The organism is Dyadobacter linearis, from assembly GCF_907165045.1.
Lineage (GTDB): Bacteria > Bacteroidota > Bacteroidia > Cytophagales > Spirosomataceae > Dyadobacter > Dyadobacter linearis.
In genome coordinates this window covers 675,537-690,802 of sequence record NZ_CAJRAU010000001.1, presented here as the reverse complement: position 1 = coordinate 690,802, position 15,266 = coordinate 675,537, and the positions used below count along the sequence as shown (strand labels likewise).

The following is a 15,266-nucleotide window of genomic DNA, read 5'->3' as shown; positions in this document are numbered from 1 at the left end:
ATCAATTATTGCCAGCGATCCACTGTTCGATATTCCGGCTCAGCGCCTGCATATCCATTTGATCGTGGCTGTAAAAGATATCACCCTGCGCACTTTTGATCCACAGAAAACGGCTGGCTTTTTTATTGACAAAGAGCCAGACCGTTCTTCCGTCTTTGGTCTTGAACCTGCCTTTGGCATAATCACCCGCCGCAAAACCATTTGATTTGTAAGAGATCTCGGGAATGCGGTCAACAAGTTGCTGCTTTTCAACTTCCTTTCTGTTGAGTGTTATTCCAAATGAGCCTTCAATGGCCAGTTTATCTGCATTCAGCCTTAATTCACTGCTTTTGTAATCTTTGACACTGGTGAACAGCAGGGTGCCAATTATCACTACCAGCACGGTGCCTGCAATGTAGCTCCCCGCTTTCTGACCCGATTTTCCTTTGTTATAAGCCGCCGTTTTTACCAGAAAATAGAAATATGCTACCAATGGATATACGGTCATGAATATACTTGCCCAATTATTATCGACGAGGCTCAGCAGACAGACGCCGATAAATAATGTCGCAGCCAGCGTCAGATGGAAATGCTTAAACAGCCTGATGTAGGAGGTAATATCAAATTGTTGCCGGTCCTGTTCCGACATCGTGTTGTAGCCGGACAGACTATACCTTGCATTTTTTTCGGTCACAAGAAAACCTATGGAACCGAATACGACAGAGAGGATGAGTGCGATGAGGATCATAGGCAACAAAATACTAAAAAGTATTCAGTACTCCCAGAGATTTTGAGCTTATTTACACTTGCTCTTCGCCAGTTTCACTCCATCGTAGCGTACGCTGGCTTTGTCGTCAAAAACGAATTTCCCGTCTCGAAATACCCGTTTACCCAGGCCCTCTACCAGCAGCGTATCTTTCTTTAAGAAACTTACTTCGTTGATAAACTGCGAATCGGCGGCCATGAAAGTATATAGTCCCCAGATCGTGTCGCCCTGCATTTTCCCCAATAACATGCCATTATTCTGCTGCTTTTCATAAAGCTTGTAGCCAAGACTGCCTTTGATACTATCCCCGAACATCAACGCATTAAACAATACCGTATCCTGTTGCACAAAAGATGCATAGCAGAGATTAAAAGTGCTGTCGGATTCAGAGGTCTTCGTGTTGACCGCAGAATTTTCGGTCGGGCCGGAGTTGCAGGCAGTGAGTGCAAGCAGGGACAGGCTAATTAGTACGGGAGAGATTTTCATATTCGGATTTGCAGCGCTGGCAGTTTTAGTTGTCGGGATAAAAATTACTTTTCACAAAGCTAGATTCGGCCGACAAGTAAAAAAGTGACATGGAGCAGGTCCGTTTTATGAGAATGATCATTGATTCAAATGCCGGCGATCACATCTTAAAAACAAAAAAGCCGGCAAGACCTGATGGTCGCCAGCTTTTTCGTGTATTAAAACCTGCGGAAATTACTCTGCGCTGGCTTCTTCGTTTACATAGCTTTCTGCCAATTCGGTCAGGATATGATCTGTTTCGCCTTCCTGATCCAACGTTTGTTGCAATAGGGTAGCCGCTTCTTCGTAACCGAGCGTACGGGCGATATTTCTAAGGGTACCATACGAAGCGATTTCGTAGTGTTCCACTTTTTGTGCTGCCATGATCAAGCCGCAGTCACGCACCATGGTGCCTTTTTCTGTGCTTTCGATGATCTCGTTAGCTTCCTCGATCAAGCCTTCCATTGCAGCACATTTTTTAGCCTGCGCTTTTTCCCCAACAATCTCAAAAACCTGCTCCAAAGTTGCTGCATGTTGTTGAGTTTGCTCAGTGTGCAATTCGAATGCTGATTTCAATTCTTCGGAAGTTGCATTTTTGGACAACTTAACCAATGCCTTTGCCAGGTTTTTTTCAGCCCAGTAAATGTCTTTAAGTCCATCAACGAACAGTTCTTTCAGCTTCGCGCTATCTTGTTCAGTAATTTGTTTTGTGGCTTTGGTCTTGCTTTTAGTCGTTTTCATGATTTCGGTTGTAAAGTTTTGAGTTCTGGAAAATTTCCACTGCCGCCGCTTATAAAAATTTTGTACCAGCGCATTTTTTGGAAGTGGGTCCCGGCTGGACGAACCGTCGCGCTAATACGCGCGGGAAAATGCGCGAGGCAGCCGCGCCGGTAGCTGATCCCGGAATTGGAAAGCTGTTCCCCAATTTACTTAGTAGCAAGTGTGTAGGTGCACTTTTAACGCTGGCATAGTTCTTATCTCTCCGTGTCAATTTTTATTTTGGCACAATCGATATGGGCATCAACTTACAACAAGATTTGCTATGTTTTTCCCACCTGAGGTGGGATTTCGTCTTTCAACGTCCGCAACACTTAATGACGCGCTTCGCTAAAAACGGAAACGTTTTTTTTCTGGAAGAACCATTTTTTGACGCGACTGACAGACCTTACATTCAGTTTAAAAAAGAGCTTCCCGGACTATCGGTCTGTGTGCCGCATCTGCCGCCAGATTGCACACACCAGCAGTCCAATGAGATGATGAGGGAGTTGCTTGCGTCCTTCTTCGAAGACCGCGGCAGCACCAACTTCGTATTCTGGTATTACACGCCGATGGCGTTTGAATTTTCGAAAACCTTCAAGCCGGACCTGGTAGTGTACGACTGCATGGATGAACTGTCGGCTTTCAAATTTGCTCCGGCCGGGATCCGGGAGCTGGAACAGCAGCTGCTTGCAAAGGCTGATATCGTTTTCACAGGCGGGGTTACTCTTTATGAGTCCAAAAAATCCTGTCACAAGAACATTCATCCGTTCCCGAGCAGTATCGACAAGGACCATTTTCAGGCAGCCAGGGCAGTAGTGTCAGAGCCGGCCGACCAGGCTAAGATCAATGGAATTAAGCTGGGGTTCTATGGTGTGATCGACGAGCGGTTTGACCAGGAGCTGATCAGGGAAATCGCTGCCCGCCGACCGGACTGGCATATTATGCTCGTGGGCCCGGTTGTGAAAATCGACCCGGCGTTGCTTCCGGTGGCGGATAATATCCATTATCTGGGTTCCAAAAAATACCAGGAACTGCCTTCGTACCTGTCTGGATGGAATGTGGCGCTGATCCCGTTCCTGCTCAACGAGTCCACGAAATTTATCAGCCCAACCAAAACACCGGAATACCTGGCGGCTGGAAGACCGGTGGTTTCGACTCCGATCAGGGATGTGGTATTACCGTATGCAAAACTCGGGCTGGTGAGCATTGGCGACGATGCGGAAACTTTCATTTCGGCTATTGAATACGAGTTGGGAAATCTGGATAATCCGGACTGGCTCGAATCAGTGGATCAATATCTTGCCGACAAATCATGGGAAGATACCTATGCATCCATGGCGGCATTAATGCTGGCCGCGACCAGAAAGGATAAGGCAGTTGTATTAACGAGAGAACTGAAAAATGCCAGCTGACGGATACGCACGAAATACACATTTTCAAATGCAGAACAGCCCATTCCGAACATTCTGGATGGGAGGTTTCGAATGCACGGACCAGCTTAATTCCAGCGGCAACCGCGTGGACCTGTTAGAAGTTACCGGGCATCTGGAGCTGATCAATGAGGACTATGCGCGGCTAAGCGCGCTCGGAATGAGGACGGTGCGTGAAGGGATCAGGTGGAGTACTGTGGAGTATAAACCGTATCACTACGATTTCTCGGCGGTGCTGCGCATGATGAAGGCGGGGAAGATGAATGGGATACAGCAAATCTGGGATATTTGTCACTTTGGATTTCCAGCAGACCTTACCCCTTTACACCCTCATTTTACGCCGCGTTTCGTGGCGCTTTGCAAGGCGTTTGTAGCATTTTATACCGCCAGTTTTCCTGGTGAGCTGTTTTTCGTTACTCCGGTAAATGAAGTGAGTTTTCTTTCCTGGCTGGGGGGAGAGGTAGCTGGCACTTCGCCTTACTGCCAGAGAAACGGATGGAATGTGAAGTATGCATTGATGGAAGCTTATATCGCCGGGGCAAGGGCGATGAAAGAAATGAGCGACCATGTACGGATACTCACCACCGAGCCGCTCGTCAATATGGTGCCGGTACTTGACCCGACGCCGGACGATTTACTCGCGGCTTCTCTGGAAAATGAGCAGCAGTTTCAGTCCGTCGATATGCTTTGCGGAAAGATCTGCCCGGAACTCGGGGGGAGTATGGACCTGCTCGATATTTTAGGATTTAATTATTATTACAATAACCAGTGGATTGTGGGCAGCTACCAGTTCCTGGGCTGGAATGACGAAGTCAACGATCCGAGGTGGAAAGAACTGGCCGACCTGCTGGAAGCCGCTTACCTGCGCTATGATAAGCCATTTTTGATCTCCGAAACCAGTCACCCGAAGGAGGACCGGCCTTTCTGGATTAGAATGATCGCGGCACAATGTGCAGAGCTGATCAACCGCGGCGCTCCGATCCTGGGCGTTTGCCTCTACCCGGTTATCGACCGCCCCGATTGGGATAATCTCCATATCTGGCACCAGGCAGGTTTGTGGGACAACGATTTCTCGGAAAGGCACGCAAGGGTATTGCACCAAGAATCGGCAGTTGCGCTGGCGGAAGGTCAGCAGCTGATCGAGCTTACATTAAGGAGCAGACAAATGGAGAAAGAGGGCGCATCAGAGGTTCCATCAGGCTACCTGCTGGCATAATTTTAGAAATGCGTCACATATTATTTCATCAACCAACTATCATCATTATGAAAAAGTCAATTATGCTGGTCGCTGCGGCGATGCTATACGCGACCACAGTTTCATATTCACAAACCAGAGGTACCGGCGCGGGCGAGACGAACAAGCCAAGTGAGCAGAATCCGAACAGTCAGACTACAAACAAAACCCATCAGGGAAATTCCGAAAAGACCAGTGCTGCACCGTCGGGTGGTAGCGCCCAGGCAGGAAATACGGGCGCAACGGACACACGCAGCAAGCAGGCACAGCAAAATACACCTGGCGACGGCAGTACCCGCCCCGGTGGTGCTTCGAATGAAAATGCAAACGATGTAGGTCGTTACTCGGACAATGATGCAGCGAACGAAAAGTCGATGCTGAATTCAAAGAAAGCTGTGGAAGCGCGCAGGAAAAATTTGACAGAGGCGGACACAACGGCGAAAAAGGGTAGTGGTTCGGCTCCCAAGAATACCAAAAATCACACAGGGACAACTGGTAACTACCAGAATAAGGAGATGAAGCATAACCAGAGAGTGCCTACGCGTCCATAAGCGAAGTTTGTAAGATATCAATTCGGGCCTGTACCGTCGATAACTCAATATCGCCGATACAGGCCCGAATCATTTTCTGCGCTATTAAATATTATTTTATCGCCTTTTTTACTGTATTAACTATCTCGTCGAGCGTACCGGAGATTGTACTTACCATTTTACTGTTTTCAAGCATCTTGTTCTCTGATTCGATCTCCCCGGCGAACTTGCACGTAAAGCGCGTATCTTTCTTGTCAGTCAGTATTTTCCAGCCGCTTTTCATTACGCTCCCGTCTGTCATTTTCGCGTGAACGGATATATTCTGGCTGCCTTTGGCTGGAATGCTGATATTCTTTTCAAGTACGCCATTCATTTCCATTGCATCTTCGATATTGAAACTGAACTTCCCGTCGCGCATTTTCAGGGGGAATAGATTAGGATTAAAAACCGCCACCTCCATGTCCATTCCCTTACTTTTCAATGCGAGTGCGTTCAGATCTACATGCTTCACTTCCACTTTGGGTAGCCGCAATGCGGGCAATCTTTTGGAAAAATCCATATTGAACTTACGCTCGCCCGCAATAGGAACATCCACCTCGAAAGAGGCTTTGACGGAATAATCTGCGCTATCGATTTTTTGGTTGTCAAAATATTTAATGACCTGGGCCATCGGTTTTGCCATAATTTCCATAGGCAATGTGAGGGTGGAACTGTCGGAAGAACGGATATGGATCGGCTTTTCGTAGCTGTCCTCAATCACCTTCACGGAATCGATATAGATAATGTAGTTCAGTTTCCTAGTTTTAATGTCCACAGGAAGCGGGTTATGGATCGAGACCTTACTTACCAATTTAATACGTTCCGCATCTATATCCGTAATACTGGCTGACGCAACGCCCAGTGTGGGCATTACTTTGTCCGCCGCATTTTCCTTGACTTTTTCAGAAGAAGGTGACTTCCACCACCAGATCCCGACTCCGGCCAGTACCAGCAAAACCAGTAATGTGACCAACCATTTATTGAAGCGCATAAACAGGAATTTATGGGTTTAAACTAATTTTCGGCCCTCTTTTAAATTCCCGTGCCACGCTGATCCTCACCATAGTTATCCAAAAATACCGCATCTGAATCCCACTCATTCGAAGGTCGGAGGCTGGCATGATTTTAAGACGCGCAACCCATCCTTCGGCGCAGGAGCACCGTGAGAACAGGCGTTTAATCTCAAACCAAAACAACTTAAAAATGAAAACGATTTTCTTGTCTTCAATGTGTGTAATACTGACCGCGTTCCTGGCTTTCACCGACCGTTTCCAAACAGATTCACCTGACAAAGAATTTGTAATTGCTGCGGCCGACGGCGGTATGCTTGAAGTGAAGCTGGGTGAGCTGGCATCGCAGCGCGCTACGTCAGCGAAATGCAAGGACTATGGAAAAATGATGGTTACAGACCATACCAAAGTAAACGAAGAACTGAAAGCTTTGGCCAGGAAAAAGCAGCTGACCGTTCCGGCTAAGCTAAGCACCGCAAAGCAGCAGCAATATGATAGTCTTGCTGCGCAAACCGGAGAAAAATTTGATATGCTTTATATGAATATGATGATCGCGTCACACGAGGAAGCGATCGGCGTTTTTCAAACAGAATCCAACAAGGGGCAGGATCCCGATCTTAAAAAATGGGCGGATTCGAAAATTCCTGCATTAAAGCACCATTTGGAAATGGCGGAGCAACTTTTAGGCGCAGCCGTGAAGTAAGCGCGAAGTTATTCTGTACGTAAAAGCCACCCTCGCCGACATGGTTGCGGGTGGCTTTTAAATGTTATTTAGCCTGCCTGCTCATTACCATCCTTTTTATACTTGAATTTAAGGATCAGCATGGTCACATTGAGGAGCAGCGTGAAGATGTTTGTGGAAATAATGGGTATGTCCTTTTTATCTATCCCGTAATAAACCCACAATGCATTCCCGGTCAATAATACGATAAACATCCAGGCGGAAACTTCGCTCGCCGTCTTCTTTTTGATCGTCGTAACCAGTTGTGGAATGATTGCTGAGGATGTGCATATTCCGGCTGCCAGGCCCAGGCCTTCTATAAAATCCATATTTGTGAAAGTTGTTTGAGAGACCGGCGCTCTTAAACAATTATACCAGCATACCGTATTTTACAGGTGGATTTTACTTAAAAAAAATAGGTGAAATGAACATTCATTTTCCTGTCTCAGAATGCGGCGCATCAACGGGCTTCGACTCCGGCGATCCTTTCTGGCGAAGGAAAATGGTCAGCAATACAATGCTCGCAATAGAGAGAAATTCACTCTGCCAGTTCTGAAAGGTTTCGAACCAGAAATTAGCCTGCGCCAGATAACCGCCTATGGTATCCGGTGCCAACCCTTTCGATAATTGCTCCTCGTTGTGGTCTACCCAGCTTCCGTAAAAATGCAGTACCCAGCTTGCCACGAACAGAATCCCGAAAGTGATCGATAGCGAGTTCTCGTAAAGCTTTAAAATCAGCCCGCCTTTTCTGACCGGCCAGGGCGCATCCGGCCCGGGTTGCGGCTCCCGGTCGACCTCTTCGGGTTCATCGAGAGATTTCGATTCTGCCGATCCTTTTTGTCGCAATCCGACGGTAAGTACCACATACAGTGCCATTTGCAAAAATTCACTTTCGAAATTTTCAAATGTAGCGGAAATGAAATGCCCGCTTTGCAGGTAGGCAGCGAGACTGAGCAAGGCCGCTTGCTGTTCTTCCAGCTCTGCGTTGTGCTGGTACCAGCCGGTAAGTGCCTGGGCGGCGAGGGTAACGATAAAAAGGCCGACGAACAAGAGGCCCAGTCCATTTTTATAAAGGAATGAATGTTGCTTGGAGGTTTGGCTCATTAGTCGATTTCCAGATAAAAATTATTTAGGTAAATAAACAAAAATGGTCCGGAAACCCGGGCCATTTTTAGTATTAGAATTTGCAACTATTTAATTTATCTACCTTCGCTTTCTGCCCAGCCAGGCAACAGCCACAATCGTGATCAGGGAACCCAGTGCGATTTTTCGGATCAATCCCGGTTTGTTGTATTTGAGCTCTGATTTGCCGCCCAGTTCACTGAAAAAATCCGGAACGTGGCCGCTCTGAATGTCCTGGTGCACTCCCTCGATCATATTCACACGATCTGCGATCAGCAGCAAAAGCCAGTGCCGGATCATGGATTCAGAGTAGCGAAATGCAAAACGCCTTATTTTTCCACTTAGTCCGGCTGGCGGATTGGGTGTACCGAATACGGCAGACAAACCGGGACGCTCATTGGAATGCAGCACTTCCACCATTGCCGGCTGCTGTGCTGGTCTTTCCCATATCATTCCCTTATTGTCATTTTCGGTCCGTCGCTTCATGGGATAGGCTGGTACATCCAATGGATCAGCATCGATCCCCCAGCCTTTGATATGACTATAATCTCTTTCTGTATTTTTCATAATGTTCGTTATTTACGTGCCGATGGCGGAATCAATATTGGTTTGATACAATTGTCGAGCTTCGCTGAAAAAATATGGTATGCATCAGAAACTTCTTCGAGCGGAATCCGGTGTGTGATGATCTGTTTTGGATCCACGCGGCCAGACTGAATGTGGTCGATCAGTTTCGGCAGCAACCTTTTCACAGAAGCCTGGTTGGCCCGGATCGTAATACCTTTATTGACCACATTTCCGATCGGGATCAGGTTGCCGGTTGGTCCGTAGACCCCCACAATTGATACAATACCTCCTTTTTTCACCGAATTGATAGCCCAGTGAAGCGCAGTTGCCGAGCCCGATTGCAGCATCAGCTTCCGGCCTGTGATCGTTTGCATTGCATCACCCGCAGCTTCGCAACCCACCGCATCAATACACACATCGGCACCCAGCCAGTCGGTTGTTTTCTTTAAAAACAAAACGACATCACCCAGCGAGCGGAAATTGTACACCTCGCATTGCGCAAAGTTTTTTACGAATTCCAGCCGGTATTCCAGGTGATCAATGACGATCACACGACCTGCGCCGAACAGCCACGCAGACTTGGCAGCCATAATTCCAACCGGCCCCGCGCCAAATACCACAACCGTATCGCCGGGTTTGATCCCGCCCATTTCAGCGGCCTGATAGCCCGTTGGGAATACGTCGGTGAGGAGTACTGCATTGTCGTGGTCCATATCTGCCGGAATGACCGTCGGGCCTACATCGGCATAAGGTACCCGCACATATTCTGCCTGGCCGCCATCGAAACCGCCGGCTGTGTGGGAGTAGCCGAATATACCGCCTACTGCGGTTGCTTCGGGGTTGGACTCGTGACAGTTACCATAAAGCTGCTGCTCGCAGAAAACGCATTTTCCACAGGCTATATTAAATGGTACCAGTACGTTGTCGCCGACTTTGAGGTTCTGAACAGCATCGCCGATTTCTTCGACTACACCTATAAATTCATGTCCAAAAGTGGTTCCAACCCTCGTATCCGGGACCAGGCCGTGATAGAGGTGAAGATCTGAGCCGCAAATGCAGGAGCGGGTAACACGGACGATCGCATCGCTCGAATGCTCGATCTCCGGCATCGGCTTGTTACGGTCCAGTCTGACCCGGTACGGGCCGCGATAATTCATTGCTAGCATAGTTGGTCTGTTGTTAAGTGCTTGAAGTGTAAAAGATTTAAGTAGGCGCGGCTCTTTAAAAAACCATTCCAGTGTGGGGACATATTAGTGCTTGTGCACAGCCGAATCAGCCTTACTGCTGATCACAAACTGCCGGATCTCGCCCTTCTCCCAGGCATTGGCACCGGCTGCTATTTGCGGCATCGGAATATCCGCCCGGCTCTTTTTGATTTTTTCAGTGGAGATATCAAATCGCTTGTCGCGGTCGTCGAGCAGTTCTTTTTTCAGCTGTCCGTCTTTTGTAAATCCCATCATGATCATCGGAGAGCCCACCGGTAATGTTCTTTCCTGGTCCGTATGCCAGGTGTGGATCGTTTTTCCGTAAGTTGAAACCAGCTTCTCCATCAGCTCGTGCTCCGCTGCAAGCGGAATGCCCGGCGCAACGAGGGAGCCTGACTTTACTTCGTGATGGTGACTGTGCCAAAGCTTTTTTTCCTCCTCAGTCAGGGTTTTAAAAAGCCGCTCTGTGATAATGTATTCCACACCCATCAACTTGGCATCTTTCCCATTACCGTCGAAAATGATCGCCTGATAAAGGTCCTCATTGAGCTGATTGACGTAATGATGTGCTTCCATCTGCGCATTGATATTTCCATTGTAGAAATGAAAACCGTCGAGATAGGTATTGAAACTTTTGAATGGCGTTTTGTCCTGCAAAAGATCTGCGCCTTTATCCAGCAGCGCGTCTTTGGTGGGTATGGAATCGCCGGGGGATTTTACCTGGGAGCCCGAGTTGTTGCCGCCGCAGCCGGCAGCAACAACCAGGAGTCCGAACAAGATGTAATGCCTCATAAAAAATTGGATTTTGATACGGTGGTCAGGTTGGGTTGTGGGTTCTTTCCATTGGACTTTCCTCCACTTGCCGGGATACCCGCACAGTCATTAATCCGGCCCCTACTTCAATAATCCCCAGTATCAGATGCGGCAGGTATACCTGATCTGCGAAACCCAGGATCCAGGGAGATGCGGCAAGGAATAATCCGGTGATAATGTCCATATTCAGGTGAACGGACATCGGAATGCTCCGTACCATGCCACCTTCATAATCCGTAAACATCGACATTAGTATTACCATTGAGCCGACGGCGACGAGCGTCCAGGTCGCTGGTAAAACTTCGCTGAAACCTACAATCCAGGGCATCGCTATGAATAGCGGCCCGGTCGCGTAATCCAGTTTGCTGTGTAATTTGGTGCTGATGATTTTCATTTGGTTTGTTGGTTGACAGGTTATGAAAAATACGGCGCGTTGTAAAAACCTGTGCCAGTTCGGGACGCTTTGAGGGGCTACCCGCAGGGATATGTGGTTTATCCGGTTTTTTAAACTTTTTTTTGCTCAAAAACGGCGATTTTAGTGGATCTGGCCTATTTTTAGTAGGGGCAGAATTAAGAGAATCCACAATCTTTTACACTTGTCCATGCAAAAAATACATTTGTTTTCACAGTATGACGCGGCTGCGCTATTCCTGAAAACCACGAATGAGCTGGAAGATCAGGTGGGTCTGTGGCCCGAGGAGTTCCTTGAAGACGGGGAGCTGGAAAAACATATTTCGTCGTTGAAAGAGTCTTTCACGCTGAGACTGCCGGAGATTGATTTCAACAGTGGCCGCCAGCTCATCATCGACCGGATTTTGCCGCTTTCTGAATTTCAGCCCGGCATGAGGAAGGGAGTCAATGTGCGCGTAAGCGTACTGATGTACAAATATGCCCTGAAAGAATCCGGCTACCTGTTCGGTTGCCGGCCATCTATCCCGTTGCCGGAGCCGGCCGGGGAGTGGTTCACGAACCAGATCAACCAGGAGCTGTGTGTTGAGTATGAGCAATATGCGAGGCAGCCGAAAAAAGCAATTGCAGCGCATCAGCAGAATGTTCCATTTCTCCAACAGGCGCACCAGGCGCTTAAAGGTGAGTTTGAGCAATTTAATGATTCATTGGAAGGTATTATCAGAGGTATCGTCGGGAAGAGGAAGGAAGATGCGGATCATATCCGGAGGATAAGGATGATGATGAGCTGAGCAGCCGTTTTTAACAAGTACCTAAATCAAAAATCGCAGGCTTTTGCATTATGCAAGCCTGCGATTTTCAGTTATTCACTTTCATTTTATTTAACCGCGTGAATAAATTTTTTGCCTCCGCAATTCGGGCAGGGTGTGCTTTGGTCGTCGTTCGATTTTTCCCCACAATCCTCGCAGACCAGCTGCTCGGACGTTTCACTGATCCGCTGCTGGTATTCCTTATCCCAGATCGGTAATACCGGCAGGCCTGGCGTCACTTCAAAGTTTTTTATCAGTGTAAAATTTCCCCCTGCTTCAAAATATAGCCTTTTTACTTCTCCTAAATGGCGGATACTGTAACTGCGCAGCTGGGCAAATGCACGTTCCCGGGTAATGCCAACCTGCTGCATTTTGTCGAGATTCAGGCAGCTGTCTTCAACAATTGCGGTGAGGTTTCCCTGTGTAAGTGTTTCCAGTGACTGGCTTTTGGTGGCAAGGCTGGCAACAAGCTGCTGAATCGAAATGACGATCGCCGCGATCACGATAATAGGTAGTATGCCGCGGTCAGGTGATTGCAGCGGCACCCCGATTGCAGCAGCGAGCGAGACCATTCCGATCAACTCGTTACGACTCAGCTGAGACGCCATTCTTTTTCCCATTAACCGCATGGAGATCATCAGGACCAGGTAAATGACGAAGATCCTGAGAATTACTTCCAGGTAAAATCCGCCTGGAACGTCTCCTACGAATATCCGTTGCCAATCGTTGAAATGTATGTCTTCTGCTTTCATTATTTTGTTAATTGAGATTGGATGGAGACTGTGGCGGATATCCACGTAGTTGAATCGCAAACCTGGCAGGCGTGTGAAGTGTCGGTATCTTCTACCACATTTCCACAGCTTGCGCACACAAGGCTACCTTCGACGATCTGCTGGGAGAAGCTGTTGATATTCTGATCTTGCGGTGGGAAAATTTGCAGACCGGGAGCCGGTTCTTCGTTTTTGTACACACTGAATATGCCACAGGCTTCCAGGTACACACGTCCCACATCACCTAGATTGTAGATATTCTGATTTCTTAGCGCGGCAAAAAGCTGCTGCCTCGAAACTTTTGCCTTTTTCATTTCTTCCAGCTGAATAATACCGTCTTTAACGGCAAGCGAAGTTGTGCCCTGACTAAGCTCTTCAAACCGGCCGCTTTTAAATTCAAACAGATTAAGGCCCCGCTGGAAAATGAGCGCGCAGACAAGGATCATCATACCCATTAAAATACCCAGCTGGGGAATCTGCATCGCAGGCGAGATAATCGCACCGAGTGTGACCATAACGGCCATTTCCGAGATAGTCAGCTGGCCGCCCATCCGCTTGCCCATCAACCGCACAATAATCAGCAGCACCACGTAAATAACGAAGGTGCGGATAAAAACTTCCAGCAAAAATTCAGGCGGAGCCTCGCCGAAAAGAATGCGCTGCCAGTCCCAGGGCTGTATATCTTCTTTTTTCATGCTACAAAAAAGGAATGTTGATTCGGGATCGCGTCTCTTATAAATGCGTGCCAGTCACACATACACTATCCGTCCGAAGTGGCATCTTTTTTTTCTGAAAGCGGCGAACCATATTTTCCGGATGCAGATATCTCAAAGTCCCAAAACAAAAGCCATATTCCTGGACAAGGATGGTACGTTGATCCGCGACTTACCCTACAATGCCGATCCTGCGCTGGTCGTTTTTGAAGCCGGCGTTTTTGAAGGGTTACGGACTTTACAGGCTCAGGGATATCAACTGGCGATCATTTCCAACCAGCCCGGACTCGCGATGGGGAAGTTTACGAGCCCCGATCTGGACAAGCTGATCCAATTTTTTAACAGAACCTTTCAGGAAAACGAGCTCGAACTGGCAGGCTTCTATTACTGTCCGCATGCACCTGCTGAGCTAGGATTTTCATGTGCATGCAGGAAACCGGAACCGGGTATGCTGGTCCGGGCTGCGGAGGAGCTGCATATTGATTTACAACAATCATGGATGATCGGGGATATTTTGAATGACGTCGAAGCGGGCAACCGCGCGGGCTGCCGCACGGTGCTCATCGGCAATGGAAATGAAACCGAGTGGCTTACCGGCCCCTTCCGCGATCCCGTTTTCACAGCCAGCAACTTCCTGGAAGCAGCCACTTATATTTCCACCCAAAAGGAAACGACCGATGCCTGAACTGAAACTGAATAACATTTTGTGCATTCGCGCCGATAATATGGGCGATGTGATCATGGCGTCGCCTGCATTTCGGGCATTGAAGGAAACGTTTGGAAGCCGCATTACGCTACTTACTTCTCGTGCCGGCTCGCTGGTTTCTCCGAATATTCCGTGTATTAACGAAACGATCGTAGCAGATCTGCCGTGGGTCCGAAGCGACGGCTGTGACGGCGGGGCATTGGTACAGCTGGCAGGGGATATTAAAAGTCGCGGGTTCGACGCGGCAGTTATTTTTACGGTATATAGTCAGAGCTCGCTGCCTGCGGCAATGCTCGCTTTCTTGGCAGATATTCCCGTTCGGGTCGCGTACGCGCGCGAAAATCCTTATCAGCTGCTCACCCACTGGCTGCCCGATCCCGAACCCTTCCAGCATATTGTTCACCAGGTGGAACGTGACCTGGCAGTCGCGGCCAGGCTGGGAGCGGGTACTGCCGATGATCGCCTGCTGCTGCAAATCAGTCCGGAGGAGCAGCAATCCTGCATACAGAAAATGGCCGCTGTTCAGGTAGATACCACGCAGCCTTTTCTGGTTTTCCACCCCGGCGTTTCGGAAGCAAAGCGGGAATATCCCGTTGCCGGCTGGATCGAGGCGGGGCGGCAGCTGACGGAAAGGTATCCAATGCCGATCCTGGTCAGCGGGTCGGGTGCCGAAAGGCAGCTTGCGGAAACCGTTGCTGCCGGGATCGGCGCACGTGCGGTATCTGTTGCCGGAATGCTTTCGCTGGCTGAATTTGCTGCCCTGATCGATCAGGCTCGCTGTGTAGTTTCAGTCAATACTGCCACGATTCATATCGCCGCGGCGATGCAAACGCCGGTTGTGGTTTTATATGCGCAAACAAATCCGCAGCACACGCCCTGGAAATCGCCGCACCGGATCTTGCCCTATTCCGTCCCGCGGCATCTGGAAAGCAGTAATATCATTATCCGCCACGTTTCCGATCAGATTTACGCCACGCACATTCCCTATCCCCGGCCGGAAGAAATCCTGGCCGCGGTCGAAGGCTTACTCTTGCCGGCCTGAGGTTTTCTTTATCAAATAGAGAGGTATTTGAACTGTTCAAAATCGAACAGTCTCCGTTCTTTTACGGACAGGATATTCTTTTTAAAAACTCCTAAAATACCTCAATAGGTGCACTAAGGGCAGTTTTTTAAAATTGGCA

Annotated in this window: 20 protein-coding genes; 8 read left to right on the top strand and 12 right to left on the bottom strand. The window is 48.5% G+C overall.

Features of this window, described 5'->3' with window-relative positions:
* Window position 1: 1 nt before the first annotated feature.
* The 3 genes from KOD92_RS02720 to KOD92_RS02710 form a co-directional block, all read right to left on the bottom strand.
* Window positions 2–727: a DUF3784 domain-containing protein gene (locus KOD92_RS02720; RefSeq protein WP_215231975.1), complete on the bottom strand. Its 726-nt coding sequence runs from the start codon at window positions 725–727 to the stop codon at window positions 2–4.
* 48 nt (window positions 728–775) lie between these two features.
* A complete protein-coding gene (locus KOD92_RS02715; protein WP_215231974.1) occupies window positions 776–1,231 on the bottom strand; it encodes a hypothetical protein in 456 nt (151 codons plus the stop codon).
* A 213-nt stretch (window positions 1,232–1,444) separates the two neighbouring features.
* On the bottom strand, window positions 1,445–1,990 hold the full coding sequence (locus KOD92_RS02710; RefSeq protein ID WP_215231973.1) for a YciE/YciF ferroxidase family protein: 546 nt from the start codon (window positions 1,988–1,990) through the stop codon (window positions 1,445–1,447).
* A gap of 77 nt (window positions 1,991–2,067) precedes the next feature.
* On the opposite strand from KOD92_RS02710, the gene KOD92_RS02705 reads away from it, so the two are divergent.
* The 4 genes from KOD92_RS02705 (at window position 2,068) to KOD92_RS02690 (ending at window position 5,223) form a co-directional block, all read left to right on the top strand.
* Window positions 2,068–2,220 carry a hypothetical protein gene (locus tag KOD92_RS02705; RefSeq protein WP_215231972.1) on the top strand — a complete coding sequence of 51 codons (153 nt, stop codon included), beginning with the start codon at window positions 2,068–2,070 and terminating at the stop codon, window positions 2,218–2,220.
* A gap of 123 nt (window positions 2,221–2,343) precedes the next feature.
* Entirely contained in the window at window positions 2,344–3,420 is a 1,077-nt protein-coding gene (locus KOD92_RS02700) for a glycosyltransferase (protein WP_229254493.1), read from the top strand.
* Entirely contained in the window at window positions 3,410–4,654 is a 1,245-nt protein-coding gene (locus KOD92_RS02695; RefSeq protein ID WP_229254492.1) for an amine oxidase, read from the top strand. The genes KOD92_RS02700 and KOD92_RS02695 overlap by 11 nt, the downstream gene beginning before the upstream one ends.
* Window positions 4,655–4,701: 47 nt before the next feature.
* Entirely contained in the window at window positions 4,702–5,223 is a 522-nt protein-coding gene (locus tag KOD92_RS02690; RefSeq protein WP_215231970.1) for a hypothetical protein, read from the top strand.
* Window positions 5,224–5,314: 91 nt separating this feature from the next.
* Here the strand turns inward: KOD92_RS02690 and KOD92_RS02685 are convergent, their stop codons facing one another.
* Window positions 5,315–6,232, bottom strand: coding sequence for an NDR1/HIN1-like protein (locus KOD92_RS02685; RefSeq protein WP_215231969.1), 918 nt, complete (start codon window positions 6,230–6,232; stop codon window positions 5,315–5,317).
* A 212-nt stretch (window positions 6,233–6,444) separates the two neighbouring features.
* On the opposite strand from KOD92_RS02685, the gene KOD92_RS02680 reads away from it, so the two are divergent.
* Complete coding sequence (locus KOD92_RS02680) at window positions 6,445–6,954, top strand: DUF4142 domain-containing protein (RefSeq protein ID WP_215231968.1); 510 nt, start codon at window positions 6,445–6,447, stop codon at window positions 6,952–6,954.
* A 68-nt stretch (window positions 6,955–7,022) separates the two neighbouring features.
* Here the strand turns inward: KOD92_RS02680 and KOD92_RS02675 are convergent, their stop codons facing one another.
* From KOD92_RS02675 to KOD92_RS02650, 6 genes are all read right to left on the bottom strand, one after another.
* Window positions 7,023–7,301, bottom strand: a complete 279-nt coding sequence (locus KOD92_RS02675) for a SemiSWEET family sugar transporter (RefSeq protein WP_215231967.1) — start codon at window positions 7,299–7,301, stop codon at window positions 7,023–7,025.
* A gap of 103 nt (window positions 7,302–7,404) precedes the next feature.
* Window positions 7,405–8,076: a DUF6766 family protein gene (locus tag KOD92_RS02670; RefSeq protein ID WP_215231966.1), complete on the bottom strand. Its 672-nt coding sequence runs from the start codon at window positions 8,074–8,076 to the stop codon at window positions 7,405–7,407.
* Between the two features lie 99 nt (window positions 8,077–8,175).
* The gene (locus KOD92_RS02665; protein ID WP_215231965.1) at window positions 8,176–8,661 is read right to left on the bottom strand and encodes a hypothetical protein; all 486 of its coding nucleotides are present in this window, start codon (window positions 8,659–8,661) and stop codon (window positions 8,176–8,178) included.
* An 8-nt stretch (window positions 8,662–8,669) separates the two neighbouring features.
* The gene (locus KOD92_RS02660) at window positions 8,670–9,827 is read right to left on the bottom strand and encodes a zinc-dependent alcohol dehydrogenase (RefSeq protein WP_215231964.1); all 1,158 of its coding nucleotides are present in this window, start codon (window positions 9,825–9,827) and stop codon (window positions 8,670–8,672) included.
* A gap of 84 nt (window positions 9,828–9,911) precedes the next feature.
* On the bottom strand, window positions 9,912–10,658 hold the full coding sequence (locus tag KOD92_RS02655) for an OBAP family protein (RefSeq protein WP_215231963.1): 747 nt from the start codon (window positions 10,656–10,658) through the stop codon (window positions 9,912–9,914).
* 25 nt (window positions 10,659–10,683) lie between these two features.
* A complete protein-coding gene (locus tag KOD92_RS02650) occupies window positions 10,684–11,073 on the bottom strand; it encodes an SPW repeat domain-containing protein (protein WP_215231962.1) in 390 nt (129 codons plus the stop codon).
* Window positions 11,074–11,281: 208 nt separating this feature from the next.
* Between KOD92_RS02650 and KOD92_RS02645 the strand changes: the two genes are divergently transcribed.
* Window positions 11,282–11,878, top strand: coding sequence for a hypothetical protein (locus KOD92_RS02645; protein WP_215231961.1), 597 nt, complete (start codon window positions 11,282–11,284; stop codon window positions 11,876–11,878).
* 86 nt (window positions 11,879–11,964) lie between these two features.
* Here the strand turns inward: KOD92_RS02645 and KOD92_RS02640 are convergent, their stop codons facing one another.
* Together KOD92_RS02640 and KOD92_RS02635 are read right to left on the bottom strand one after the other, a co-directional pair.
* The gene (locus tag KOD92_RS02640; RefSeq protein WP_215231960.1) at window positions 11,965–12,648 is read right to left on the bottom strand and encodes a YetF domain-containing protein; all 684 of its coding nucleotides are present in this window, start codon (window positions 12,646–12,648) and stop codon (window positions 11,965–11,967) included.
* Window positions 12,648–13,361 (bottom strand): DUF421 domain-containing protein, encoded by a 714-nt coding sequence (locus tag KOD92_RS02635; protein WP_215231959.1) that lies wholly within the window; start codon window positions 13,359–13,361, stop codon window positions 12,648–12,650. Before KOD92_RS02635 ends, KOD92_RS02640 begins: the two co-directional genes overlap by 1 nt.
* A gap of 121 nt (window positions 13,362–13,482) precedes the next feature.
* On the opposite strand from KOD92_RS02635, the gene KOD92_RS02630 reads away from it, so the two are divergent.
* The gene (locus KOD92_RS02630; RefSeq protein WP_215231958.1) at window positions 13,483–14,064 is read left to right on the top strand and encodes a D-glycero-alpha-D-manno-heptose-1,7-bisphosphate 7-phosphatase; all 582 of its coding nucleotides are present in this window, start codon (window positions 13,483–13,485) and stop codon (window positions 14,062–14,064) included.
* Complete coding sequence (locus KOD92_RS02625) at window positions 14,057–15,127, top strand: glycosyltransferase family 9 protein (RefSeq protein WP_215231957.1); 1,071 nt, start codon at window positions 14,057–14,059, stop codon at window positions 15,125–15,127. Before KOD92_RS02630 ends, KOD92_RS02625 begins: the two co-directional genes overlap by 8 nt.
* Window positions 15,128–15,266 lie beyond the last annotated feature (139 nt).